The sequence below is a fragment of the Isoptericola sp. NPDC057391 genome, from assembly GCF_042668085.1.
Lineage (GTDB): Bacteria > Actinomycetota > Actinomycetes > Actinomycetales > Cellulomonadaceae > Isoptericola.
Genome location: NZ_JBHVBO010000026.1, coordinates 23,225 through 35,354, shown reverse-complemented (window position 1 = coordinate 35,354; position 12,130 = coordinate 23,225). Strand labels below are relative to the sequence as shown.

The window sequence follows — 12,130 nt, the reverse complement described above, 5'->3', positions numbered from 1 at the left end:
ACCGGGGGGGGGGCCGGGGGGGGGGGCCGGTGGGCGCGCGGGCGGCTCGCTGCCGCCGGACCGACTCACTCCCAGTCGGCCTGCGCCATGATCTGGTCGGCGATGACCAGGTCGGTGCGCGTGGTGATCTTGATGTTGTAGTCCTCGCCCTTGACGATCTTGACCCGGTGACCGGTGAACTCGGCGACGAGGTCGGCGTCGTCGGAGACGCGCTGGTAGTTCGACGAGATGGCGTCCTGGTAGGCCTTCTCGAGCAGCTCGCGCTGGAACACCTGCGGCGTCTGGCCGAGCCACGAGTGCGAGCGGTCGAGCGACCCGGTGATGAACTCGTCGTCGTCCACCGTCTTGAGCTGGACGACCGTCGGCGTGCCGAGCATGGCCGCGCCGTGCTCGACGCCCGCCTCGAGCACCCGCTCGATGAGCTCCCCGTTGACGAACGGGCGCACGCCGTCGTGCACCATGACGATCGTGCCCGTGGTGGCCTGCAGGCCGAGCTGCGCCGAGATGAACCGCTCCGCACCGCCGTCGACGAGCGTGACCGGCAGGCCGGCCTTCTCGACCAGGATCTCGTGGTAGATCTCGCGGTTCTCCGGGCTGATCGTCACGATGATCTCGTCGACCGCCGGGTGCACGAACTCGCGCACCGTCTTCTCGAGGATCGTGACGCCGTTGATCTTGACCAGCAGCTTGTTGCCGCCGAAGCGGACGCCGCGACCGGCGCACGTGACGATGGCCGAGACCTTGTGGGACTTGTACATCGGTGTTGTATCTCTCCTTGTGGGGGACCGACGGCACGGACGACGTCGTCCTGGGCTGGTGGTGCGTGGGGCGCGCCGGTCAGTCGAGCCGGCCGGCGCGGGAGTCCTGCAGGAAGGCGCGCACGGCGTCGAGCTCTTCCTCGGCGGTCATGAGGTAGCCGTCCGGGCCGCCGAACAGGTCGGCGTGGCGGGTCCGCATGTCGCGGGTGTACCTCCGCGACATCGGGTTCTCGGGCCCGTCGATCACCTGGTCGCTGATGTCCCGACCGAACACCTCGCGCGCGATGGTCGCGCTCGTGAGCGCCGGCGTGGCGATGTTCAACGACTCCAGGCCGTGCTCGAGGGCCACCTGCACGTCGGCCCACAGCCGCCGCAGGTCGTAGTACTGGAACTCTCCCTCGGGACGGATGTGCTCGACCCGGTAGTCGTTCATCAGGTCGTACACGATGCCCTTCTTGATGCCGCGCCCGTACAGCTGGGGCAGGCGGACGGGCAGCAGGTCGAACGCGTCGCCGAGGCGCCGCTCCATGTGGAGCCGGTTGGCGCCGTACGGCGTCAGCCCGTCCTCGGACAGCGGCGTCGACTCGTCGGGGGACGTCTGGCCCGGGTACACGCAGACCGTGGAGGCGAGCACCAGCTTGGACGCGCGCACGGTCGACAGCAGGTCGACGTACGCGTCGATCTCGGCCCGGTCCGCGGCCCCGTCCTGGTTGATGCGGTGGGAATCGGCGCGCGCGGCCGCGCTCACCACCAGGTCGTACTCCTGCCCGGCGATCTGCTCGATGTTCGACGTGTTGTACAGGTCGTCGAACCCGTGCGCGGCCGCCAGGTTCGACCCGACGAAGCCCGTGTACCCGATCAGCGCAGTCCTCACGCCGCTCCTTCCGTGCGTCGCTCGCCGGCGTGCGAGTCCGGACCATCGTAGGGGACGCCACGACGGCCGGCCGCAGCCCGGCGGCGATCAGTTCCGGGCGAGCGCGATGGCGCTGATGCGCACCTCTTTCCCGTGGTCCACGTTGCGCAGCGTCACGGTCCCGTCCCGCCAGCCGCCGAGGCTGATGGGGAAGCCCTTGCGCGGGTTGAACCTCGCCGAGCTCAGGTTGATCGTCTTGTAGGCCTTGCCTCCCACGAGCACCTGCACGCGGCCGTAGCCCGGCCCGGTCGCAGCCATGATCCGCACCGACCTCACCTGGTGCGCGTTCGCGATCCTGATCTGGGCGTTGTGGTGCGAGCTGCGGAACGCCTGACCCGACTCGTACCCCGACCCCGTGACCCGCTTCCACGTGCTGGACCTGGTCCAGCTCGACGCGGGCACCGGCCGGGCCGAGCGGGTGATGGTCTCGATCCGTCCGCGGTCACCGTTCTTGCTGATCGCGCGGACCGCCACGTGCCGCGTCCACCCGGGGCTCGTCCTGATCTTCATCGACGTCGAGGTCGTCGTCCCGAGCACCCGCCAGTAGCGCATGTCCGGCATGTCCTCGTTCCACTTCGCGTACTTCTGGAGCACCTGGTACTTCGCGGCGCCCGACACCCTGCTCCAGCGATAGGTGGGCGCGGACGCCCACTGGGCCGGCGTCTGGTCCGCCGGGAACGAGCCGTTCGGTCTGCCGACCGCGGGCCGCACCGTCCCGTAGTAGCTCTTCGCCCGGTCGACCCTGTCCTGGACCGCGTTCCGCAGCCACTTCATGCGGCCCGCCAGGTACCGCCCCGGACAGGTCGTGTGGTTGGTCGTGCGGTGCATCGTGATGGCGGGCACCCGCACCCGCTGCCCCGGTCTCGCGCGCGTGTCGGAGCCGGTGCTGGTACCGGTGGGCAGCGTCACGTGCGACTTGGGGCCGACGCCGTACTGGTACGCCTTCCACGCGACCACGTGCGTGAGCGCGGTGAGCAGCGCGGACGTCGGCCGCGCCACCTCGAAGTCCCCCATCGCGGACACGCCGATCGTCCCCGTGTTGTACCCGCCCGCATGGGCGCCGATCGGGTTGTCGTCGACGGCGCCGGAGCGGCCCTGGAAGATCCGGCCGAACCGGTCGACGAGGAGCTGGTAGCCGATGTCGGGCCAGCCGCGCGACTTCGTGTGGTACGCGTAGATGCCGCGCACGATGGCGGCCGACTGGGACCTCGAGTACGAGTTGGTCCCCGCGGTGTGGTGCACGTAGATCGCGTCGAGCCGGCCCGACACCGTCGGCCACGAGCCGCGGAGCGACTCGTCGGCGCCCCACTGCTTGCGGGTGACGACGGACGGCCGGAGCTCGCGGCCGGTCGCGGCGTTCGCCGACGCCGCCGGCGCCTGGCCCGCCCCGACGGTGGCGTCGGCCGCCGACGTGCCCGGGTCGACGACGTCCACCTCGAGGCCCGGCGGCGTCTCGCCGTCCGCGGTGCGCACCCGCACCTGGATGCCGTCCGCGCCCGCCGACGTGATCGGCTCCGTCCCGGTGCGCCCCTCCTCGGTGACCACGCCGTCCAGCCCCAGCGCGCGCCAGTCGGTCCACGCGCCGTCCTCGTGCAGCCGCACCGCCACCTCGGTGACCTCGGGGTCCGCCCCGGCCGTGGCGCCCGTGCCGACGTCGGCGCCGACCTCCGCGCCGGCACCGGCCGGCGCCTCCCACGTCACGCCCGCCACCAGGAACTCCTGGGTCGTGCGCCGCGGGCTCAGCGCCGCCAGCTGGCCCTCCTCGGGGGCGGGCGCGCTCGCGGCGGCCTCGCCCTGGCCGTAGTCCGCGTGCTCCTGCTCGCCGCCGACCGCCTCGGTGAGCGCCCCCGCCTGGGCGCGGGCGCCGCGGTCGACCCCCGGCACCTCGAGCGTCTCGACGTCCGGCGCGACCGCGTGCGCCTGCGCCACCGGGAGGGTGATCGTCGGGACCACGACCCCGCCGAGCGCGAGGGCGGTGGTCACGCCGCCGGCCGTGCAGATCCGTCCCCATCGACTCATGCCTCCCGACGGTAGGCCTCCCCGACGACCCCGGCGAGCGGAGCGCGCGCAGGGTGTCCGGGCTCCTCGCTCCATAGGGCCCAGCGCGGGCACCGCCCGCCGGCGACCCGGCTCGTGCCCGGTCCGAGATGCTCCGCCCCCCGCCGTGCCGCACAGTGGACGCAGGGGGAAACGTCCGAGGGGGTCCACCATGCCCAGCACCTGGGTCCGCCGGCTGGTCGCCGGCACCACCACCACGCTCCTGGCCGCGGCGGGGCTGTCTGTGGTCCCCGCGGCCGCGCAGCAGGCGTCGCCCGGGGCGGCCACCACGACGAGCAGCGTCTCCGCGGCGGCGGCCGCGCTGCCGACCAGCTTCCGCCTCACCGGCAGCGGCTTCGGCCACGGCGTGGGGATGCCCCAGTACGGGGCGTACGAGCTGGCCCGCCGCGGCGGCGTCAACGGCGGCGACATCCTGCGGCACTACTACCAGGGCGCGACGACGAAGCACGTCACCACCCCCGAGACCGTGGCCGTGCAGGTGTACGGCCCCGACCCGCTGGGCCGCTCCGGGTACGGCGACTCCAAGGCGACCAGCGCGGTCGCCGTCCACGACGGGAAGTGGCGGCTGCGCTCGTCCGCCGGCACGACGCTCGCGTCGGGCTCGGGCACCACGCGCTTCGACCTGTCCACCTCGTCCGGAAAGATCGTCGTCAAGGTGGCCGGCAAGACGTACCGCGCCGCCCTGCTGCGGCTCCACTGGTCGGGCACCCGCTACTACCAGTCCGGCGGGACGCCGGCCCTCGTGACGGTGCGCGACGCCCACGGCACGTACAAGCACGGGCGCATGACCCTCACCGCCCGCAAGGGCATCCCGAACGTCGTCAACGACGTCCTGCTCAACACCGAGTACCTCTACGGCGTCGCCGAGATGCCGTCCTCCTGGGGCACCACGGGCAGCGCCGCGCTGCGGGCGCAGGCGATGGCGGCCCGCTCGTACGCCATGGTCGCGATGCGGAAGGCGAAGGCCGACTGCCGCTGCCACGTCGTCGACGACGTGCGCGACCAGAACTACACCGGCTGGAAGAAGGAGGGCGAGGGCACGAACGGCCGGTGGGGCGCGATCTGGAAGAAGGCGGTCGACGCGTCCGTCGACGGTCGCACCCGCGCGCAGGCCCTCACCTACCAGGGCAGCCCGGTGCAGGCGCACTACTTCTCCTCCAGCGGCGGGCGCACCGCCCACTCCGAGCAGGTGTGGTCGTCGGTGGTGCCGTACGAGCGCTCGGTCTCCGACCCGTACAGCAAGGCGGCGCCCGGCAACTCGTACGCGTCGTGGACCCGGACGATGACGCAGGCCCAGGCGCGGAAGCTCTTCGGGCTGACGAGCGTGCGGTCGATCAAGGTCACCGCGCGGTGGACGAGCGGTCAGGTCCGCACCCTCACGGCGACGTCGTCGACCGGCCAGACCAAGTCGGTGACCGGCAAGGCCGACGCGATCCGGTCGTCGGTGGGCAAGCGCACCACGGCGGGCTCGATGCCGGCGGCGTGGATCTCGACGATCACGGCGGTGTCCTAGCCGACCGCAGGCGACGGCCCCCGCCGACGTCCTAGCGGATGCCCTCGGGCGCGTCGACGGTGAACGCGTCGAGGTCCAGGCCGTGGGCCGCGAGCACGCGGCGGGCGCGCTCGACGTCGTCGTCGTCGAAGAACTCCTTCCACTGCCCGATCGAGCCGTCCCGCGTGAAGTAGCCGTCGAGCTTGACCACCATGGACCGGCCGACCTGCTCCTCCGTCGCGCGGATGGTGGAGATGTCGGACAGGGCGAGCGCCCGGTCGACGGCGTCGTCCACCAGCGGCAGGCCGAGGAACCGCACGACCTCGCGGAAGCGCGCGCCGGGATCGGACTTGAGGGACTCGTACGAGGCGACGTGCACGTCGGGGTCGTCGCGGTAGCTGCCCAGGGTGAGGAGGTGGCGCGCGTAGGTGTCCAGCATGGGCTCGACGACGTCGCGCGGGTGCCGGGCCTTGTCCCGCTGCTCCGGGCGCTGCTTGATCGTGTAGTGGTACAGCGAGACGACGTAGTCGAGCGGGTTCCGGTACAGCATGATCTTGCGCCCCGGGCTGAAGACGAACGGGTCGACGTCGTGCCGGAAGTGCTGCATCGTCACGTCGGACACCCCGTGCGCCGCGAGCAGGGTGCAGGGCTCGCGGTACGGCTCCGCCCCGCGGAACACCTGCCAGCGGTTGTTGCCGTAGAACTCCCGCTGCAGCTCGGGGTAGGAGATCGGGCGCTCCACCGCCGGGTCGGCGAGGGCGCGCGCGTAGTTGGTGAGGAAGAACCGCATCCAGTGCGTGCCGGACTTCTGGACGGTCGCGACGGTGACGACGTCCTCGGAGTGCAGGCGCCCGAACGCCTCGGCGAACGCGTCGCCGCGCTCGGCGGCGAGCGTGCCGAGGCGCCAGCGGGCGACGTCGCCCAGGTAGCGCAGGGCCTCGCCCGCCTCCTCCGGCAGGGCGGCGAGCACCGCGGCGTCGTCGCCGGCCCGCAGGCCGGTGAGCGCGCCGGCGAGCCGCGCGTCCCGCGACGTCGTGCCGGCGTGCGCCGCCAGCGTCTCCCAGTCGCGGGTCAGCAGGGCGGTGCCCAGGTGCGGGGGCAGGCGCTCCTCCGCGGCGGCGCGCACCCTCCTGGCGGCGCGCGAGGCCGTGAGCCAGCGGGCCACGTCACGTGCCATGTCACTTCCTCCGGTTCCGGTAGTACTGGGCGAGGATGCCGCTGCCGACGGCGGCGGCGGCGATCGGCCCCGTCGCCCGTTCGAGGGTGCGCAGGGCGTCGCGGCGGCGGCCGAGCCGCATGCTCGCGATCGCGAGCTGTCGCTGCTCGCCGGCGGTGAGGCGGCGCTTGCGCGCCGTGTCGGCGAGCAGCCGCGCGGCGGGCTCGGCGCGGCCCGCGGCGAGGTGCTCCTTGACGGCGCGCAGCACCTGGGCGGGCGGCTCCGCCGTCGTGGTCGACAGGTCGGTGCGGCGGCGCAGGTCGCGGATCAGCTCGTTCTTCTCGGCGCTCGAGAGGTAGTCGAGCCACTCGAGGTCGAGGGTGTCGTAGCGGTCGTCGCCGTCCGCGGGCTCCCAGGGCTTCTTGCCCACGTAGTGCAGCACGCGCACGTCCTCGTCCTGGAACAGCGCGGGGTGGTGGGAGAAGATCCGCTTCGTCGTGTTGTCCTCCGGCGGCAGCGCCCGCCAGGAGTCGAAGAAGACGTTGAGGAAGCCCTGGTCCCCGCCGTCGTACGACGGCGTGTGCGCCAGGCGCGACATCATCGCCTCGAACGTCGCCTGCGACGGCGTGAACGCGAAGACGCCGGAGTTGAACACCGCGGGGTTCGGCGCGTCGAGCCCGGAGTCCGGCACGGCGGCGAAGTCGTCGCCGGCGAACAGGTCGTCGACGTTCCGGCGCACCACGGCGTCGCTGTCGACGTAGACGGCGCGGTCCAGGAAGTCGAGCCGGAACACGTGCAGCTTCGTGTAGGTGGCGGCGAACCGCTCCTGCACCTTCTGCGGGCCCCGCTGACCGCCGCGCCGGGCGAGGACCGGGTTGGCGATGGGCGGCACGTCGAGCGTGAGGATGCCGCTCGCGGCCAGCGCCGCCTTGTCCGCGTCGGGCGTGCACAGGGCGATGAGCGGGACGTCGCTCACCCGTCGCAGCGAGCTCGCGAGCGCCCGCGCGCCGTGGTGGTAGGACCCGGAGACCACGGTGACGTAGGCGCACCGGCGCCCGTCGAGCTCCTTCCACCGCGGCCCGGACACCTTCGGCACGGTCAGCGCCTGGACGCCGCCCGCGGCGGGCAGCTCGAGCTCGACGGTGTCCTTCGTGGCGCCGACGACGGTCCCCTCCCCCGGGGTCAGCGCCGGCCGGTCCGCCGGCAGGTCCTCGGCGGGCGGCACGTACAGGTGCAGCATCTCGGACTGGCTCACCGACCGGACCGTGGCGTCCGGGTACGCGGCGAGGCACGAGCGCAGGAACGCCAGGTCGGTGTCCAGCCCGTGCGCGGCCTCGTAGCCCGGCGTCGCGTCCTTCGCCTGCAGCCCGAGCTCCGCGACCTGCGGCATCGTGTAGCCGTACCGCACGTCCTTCGACTCGTACAGGTCGATCCCGGCGAGGTAGACCTCGCGGAACCCGACGCCGAGGCCGAACGCCAGCGCCTGCATGCCCGTCGTCGGCAGGCCGGGGCGGCTCATGAAGTGCCGCGCGAGCCGCGGGTTCCGGGCGGGCACCGCCCAGGAGTCCAGCTCCTCGACGTCCACCAGCGGCTCCAGGCCGTACCGGTCGCCGTCGCGGTGCGCCGCGTGCCGCATGGGCGAGGCGAGGCGGCGCACGTCGTAACGGCCGGAGCGGATCTCGTCCTGCAGCAGCTTCTCGAGCCGCTCGTGCGGGACCGCGCTGAACCAGGCGTCCACCCGGTCGCCGAAGTGGTAGTTGCTCTCCAGGAAGAACCAGTTCATCCGGAAGACGACGACGTCGGCCGGGATGCGGTGGTACGGCGGCATCGCCGACGAGGGCCCGTTGCCGACCACCAGCAGGGGCCTGTCGGTGAGGTCGGCGAACGACGCGATCTCGGCGTCGCCCGGCTCGCGGCCGAGCGGGACGCTCCGCATGGTGGGCATCGGTGGCTCCTGTCCGGGTCGTGCTGGTCGGTGCTGGTGGGTGCTGTGGTCGCCGGCGGGTCAGCGCGGCCGGACGAACCGGCGCGCGCGGTGCGCGGCGCGCGAGACGAGCGACCCGCGCGCGACGGACGCCCGCACGGCTCGCAGGGTCGCGCGCACCTGCTCGACCTCCGCGCCGAGCGTGCGCAGCTGGACGTCCTTCGCTCCCAGCTCGGCGTCCTTGGTGCGCAGCCGTTCCTCCGCGCGCGCCTTCTCCAGCGACACGTCGTACGTGCGCGCGGCGAGGCGGCGCTCCTTCGGCGTCAGCGGCGTGAACGACGGCGCGACGGCGACGCCGGTGAGCCGCTCGTAGATGGTCGCGAGGTTGGCGAGCGTCGTGTCGTACAGGCCGCGGCGGGTCTCGGCGAGCTCGGCGCGCAGCTCGACGCGGCGCTCGGTGACGTCGTGGATCGTGGCGTACAGGTCGTCGGTGAACGTGTCCGCCCGCGGGTCGAGCGCCCACTCGGGGTGCCCCAGGTCGGTCGCGAAGTAGCGCGTCTTGTGGTGCACGTACAGCGAGAGCGGGATCGACCCCATGCCGAACGGGACCATCTGCGCGTGCCCGCGGGTGCCGAGGATGACGGGCAGGTCGGAGAGCTCCTCCACGCCCCGGAACAGCACGTCGCGGCTGCCCCACAGCACGCGCTCGGAGTCCACCAGCCCGCGCTCGCGCAGCACCTCGTGGAAGAGCATGTCGGCGCGCGCGTGCGGCACGCCGACCAGCTCCCACCCCTCGCCGCGCAGCCGGGCGAGGACGTCGGCCTGGTCGGCGTAGATCCGGTCCCGGTCGAAGCCGGCCGCGGTCTGCCGCTTGCCGATGATCGACTCGACGGCGAGCACGCGGCCGTCGCCGTCCGCGCCCGCGCGCCCGTCGAGGCGGTCCCGGTACAGGTCGGGGAAGAGGTACGAGGAGATCGTCGTGGGGCACGGCTGGTACTCGACCCGCTCGGGGTCGTGGTCCACGTACTCGCGGATGGTGCGGACCGAACCGTGGTTGCGCAGCCCGAAGAAGACCGACTTGTCGAGCGTGAGGTTGAGGTGCTCGCGGAACGGCTCCGCGAAGTCCGCCTGGTCGATGAACCGGTTGTTCCCGACGGCGAACACGACGATCGGCACCTCGAGCCGGCGCAGCTGCTCCAGCGAGATGTTCCACTGCCAGCCGGAGCGCGCGTTCGGGTTCGTGTCGCGCAGGAACAGCCCGCCGCCGCCCACGACCACCGCGTCGTAGTTCTCGTTGATGTGGTCCACCAGCCGCGGCCCGACCGGGTCGCGCAGGGGCCGGCTGCCGGCCACCTCGAAGCACGCGCCCCCGGCGAACCCCTCGAACGTCTGGCGGACCGCCTCGAACAGCAGCGTGTCGCCATAGTTCCCGTACGTCTTGATGTCGAAGTGGAACAGGCGCAGGCGACGCCCCGGGAGGGCGGCGTCGGGGGTCGGTCGCGCGGCGGCGGCAGGAGTCGGCACGGCGCGAGCGTAAGCACCGGATGGCCGCCGCAAGGCCGGAATCCGGCCGGATCACCGGGTGCTCATCGAGTGTTCATCCGGCGGCCACGGAGCGCTCGGTGCCCGTTCTCCCGACCGGCCCGCCGCGGGCCGGCCGGCGGCCTACGGCCGCGCCGGGATCGCCGCCGCGAGGGCGGGCGCGAGCGAGCGGGCGTAGGTGTCGGTGAGGTGGTTGGTGTCCCGGTAGACCATCACGTTGCCGACGACGGCCGGGCAGGTCGAGCGGCCGCAGAACCGGTCCGTGAGGTCGACGACGTCGACCCCGGGCACCCGCTCGGCCGCGGCGTCCACGAGGTCCCGGCCGGCCATCGCCTGCTCGCGCGGCGCCGCGCACCGGTCGAGCCCCGCGGCGTCGACCGGGCGGCCGGGCGCCGACCCGACCGCCGACGCGACGCAGCGCACCACGTACGGGTCGGGCTGGGGCGCGTCCTTCACGGCGTACACCTGGGTCCCTGCGTCCTCCAGCCGCTGCCACACGTCCGCCAGGCCCCGCACCCCCGGGCGCTCGCCGGTGCCGGGGTCGCGGAAGCGGGACGCGCCGTACGCGACGGTCACGACGGCGTCCGGGGCCAGCTCGAGGAGGCGCTCCAGGGTCGCCTCGTTCGCCGCCACGCACTCCGGCCCCTCGGGGACGGTCCGCATCTCGGTCGAGAACGGGCACGAGTCCCGCAGGAACGTCAGGACCCGCCAGCCCCGGTCCTCGGCAAGGCGCGCGACCGGGCTGCCGAGCATGCGCGCGTGCGAGTCGCCGACGAGCGCGACGGTGGTCTCGCCGTCCGGGTCGCCGAGCTCGCAGGTGCGCGGCTGCGGCGGGTCGTCCTTGCGCGCCGAGCACTCCTGCTCGTCGAAGGCCGTGACGGCGTCGTCCTGCACCTCGGTGGGCGCCGGCACCACGGCCCGCACGTCGCCGACGAACGCGGGCGCCGCGCCCCCGCCGGCGGCCTCGGCACCGAACCCGGACCCGTCCGCGACGACGACCTGCTCGGCCGCGCGCTCCCAGCGGGCCTGCTCGGCCGCGGCGCGCAGCCCGACCGTGGCGACGAGGGCCGCGACCACCCCCATGCCGACCACGGCGGCGACCAGCGTGGTGCGGTCCGAGGCGCGCCGTCGCCGGAAAGGCCGCTCGACCCACCGGTGGCTCAGCGCCGCCAGCACCAGCGTCGCGGCGACCAGGCCCGCCGCCTCGAGCGCCGTCGGCGGCCGCCCCGACCAGGCCAGGGCATAGGCCACGAGCGGGAAGTGCCACAGGTAGACCGAGTAGGACACGTCCCCGAGCCACTGCACGGGCCTGCTGTCCGCGAGGGGCCCCAGTGAGAGCGGCCCCGTCGTCCGCCCGGCCACGATCACGGCGGCGGTGCCGAGCACCGGGACCAGCGCCGCGGTGCCCGGGTACGGCGTCGAGCCGTCGAGCACGAACGCCCCGACGATCACCGCGCCGACCCCCGCGAGCGCCGCGGCCGCACGGACCGCGGCCGCGCGGTCGGTGTACCGGACCACGAGCGCGAGGAGCCCGCCGGCCCCGAGCTCCCACAGCCGCGTCGTCGTCGCGAAGTAGGCGGCCGCGTCGCCGGCGCGCACCGCCACGAGGTTCGCGGCGAACGACGCCCCGACCAGCGCGCCGAGGACCAGCAGGACGGTCCCGACGGGCATGCCGCGCGCACCGACGGCGCGCTGCCCCGAGCGGCGGCGCAGCCACCGGGCGAGCGCCACCGCGCCGACCAGGACGAGCGGCCACAGCACGTAGAACTGCTCCTCGACCGCCAGCGACCAGTAGTGCTGCACGGGCGTGGCCGCGTTCTCGGCCGCGAGGTAGTCCACCGAGTCGGAGGCGAGGGCCCAGTTCTCGACGTACAGGACCGACGCCCACAGCTGCCGCTGCACCTGCGCCCACTCGCTCGCGGGCAGCACGAGCGTGCACGTGAGGGCCACGGCGGCGAGGACCACCAGGCCCGCCGGGAGGATCCGGCGCGCGCGGGCCGCCCAGAACGCCGCCAGTGAGACCCGCCCGGTCGACCGGACCTCCCGCAGCAGGTGACCCGTGATGAGGAACCCGGAGATGACGAAGAAGACGTCGACGCCGATGAACCCGCCGGGCAGCAGGTCGGGCCGGACGTGGTAGACGACCACGAGCGCGACCGCGAGCGCCCGCAGCGCCTGCACCTCCGGCAGGAAGCGCCGTCCGGCCCCGGCGGCCGGCCGGGCGTGCCGCGCCCCCGTGCCGGCGGCCGGGGTGCCCGGCGTCGCGACCGCGGTCAGCGCCACCACC

8 protein-coding genes are annotated in these 12,130 nt (G+C 73.8%); 1 reads left to right on the top strand and 7 read right to left on the bottom strand.

Annotated features, from left to right (window positions below; genetic code table 11):
- Positions 1-65 precede the first annotated feature (65 nt).
- From ACFUVW_RS06130 to ACFUVW_RS06120, 3 genes are all read right to left on the bottom strand, one after another.
- Positions 66-758 carry a 2-C-methyl-D-erythritol 4-phosphate cytidylyltransferase gene (locus ACFUVW_RS06130; RefSeq protein WP_430570461.1) on the bottom strand — a complete coding sequence of 231 codons (693 nt, stop codon included), beginning with the start codon at positions 756-758 and terminating at the stop codon, positions 66-68.
- A gap of 79 nt (positions 759-837) precedes the next feature.
- Positions 838-1,632 carry an NAD-dependent epimerase/dehydratase family protein gene (locus ACFUVW_RS06125; protein ID WP_430570460.1) on the bottom strand — a complete coding sequence of 265 codons (795 nt, stop codon included), beginning with the start codon at positions 1,630-1,632 and terminating at the stop codon, positions 838-840.
- Positions 1,633-1,719: 87 nt separating this feature from the next.
- Entirely contained in the window at positions 1,720-3,690 is a 1,971-nt protein-coding gene (locus ACFUVW_RS06120) for an N-acetylmuramoyl-L-alanine amidase (RefSeq protein WP_430570459.1), read from the bottom strand.
- A gap of 190 nt (positions 3,691-3,880) precedes the next feature.
- On the opposite strand from ACFUVW_RS06120, the gene ACFUVW_RS06115 reads away from it, so the two are divergent.
- Positions 3,881-5,242: a SpoIID/LytB domain-containing protein gene (locus ACFUVW_RS06115; RefSeq protein WP_430570458.1), complete on the top strand. Its 1,362-nt coding sequence runs from the start codon at positions 3,881-3,883 to the stop codon at positions 5,240-5,242.
- Between the two features lie 31 nt (positions 5,243-5,273).
- Here ACFUVW_RS06115 and ACFUVW_RS06110 read toward each other — a convergent pair whose 3' ends face one another.
- The 4 genes from ACFUVW_RS06110 to ACFUVW_RS06095 all read right to left on the bottom strand — a co-directional run bounded on the left by ACFUVW_RS06110 (position 5,274) and on the right by ACFUVW_RS06095 (position 12,129).
- On the bottom strand, positions 5,274-6,398 hold the full coding sequence (locus tag ACFUVW_RS06110; RefSeq protein ID WP_430570457.1) for a sulfotransferase domain-containing protein: 1,125 nt from the start codon (positions 6,396-6,398) through the stop codon (positions 5,274-5,276).
- A 1-nt stretch (position 6,399) separates the two neighbouring features.
- Positions 6,400-8,322, bottom strand: a complete 1,923-nt coding sequence (locus ACFUVW_RS06105; protein ID WP_430570456.1) for a glycosyltransferase — start codon at positions 8,320-8,322, stop codon at positions 6,400-6,402.
- Positions 8,323-8,382: 60 nt separating this feature from the next.
- The gene (locus tag ACFUVW_RS06100) at positions 8,383-9,825 is read right to left on the bottom strand and encodes a polysaccharide pyruvyl transferase family protein (RefSeq protein ID WP_430570455.1); all 1,443 of its coding nucleotides are present in this window, start codon (positions 9,823-9,825) and stop codon (positions 8,383-8,385) included.
- A 141-nt stretch (positions 9,826-9,966) separates the two neighbouring features.
- Positions 9,967-12,129, bottom strand: coding sequence for an acyltransferase family protein (locus tag ACFUVW_RS06095; protein WP_430570454.1), 2,163 nt, complete (start codon positions 12,127-12,129; stop codon positions 9,967-9,969).
- Between the last annotated feature and the right edge of the window lies 1 nt (position 12,130).

Coding starts and splice junctions, on each gene's coding strand:
- ACFUVW_RS06130 (WP_430570461.1), bottom strand. CDS start 758: ATGTACAAGTCCCACAAGGTCTCGGCCATCGTCACGTGCGCCGGTCGC.
- ACFUVW_RS06120 (WP_430570459.1), bottom strand. CDS start 3,690: ATGAGTCGATGGGGACGGATCTGCACGGCCGGCGGCGTGACCACCGCC.
- ACFUVW_RS06115 (WP_430570458.1), top strand. CDS start 3,881: ATGCCCAGCACCTGGGTCCGCCGGCTGGTCGCCGGCACCACCACCACG.
- ACFUVW_RS06110 (WP_430570457.1), bottom strand. CDS start 6,398: ATGGCACGTGACGTGGCCCGCTGGCTCACGGCCTCGCGCGCCGCCAGG.
- ACFUVW_RS06105 (WP_430570456.1), bottom strand. CDS start 8,322: ATGCCCACCATGCGGAGCGTCCCGCTCGGCCGCGAGCCGGGCGACGCC.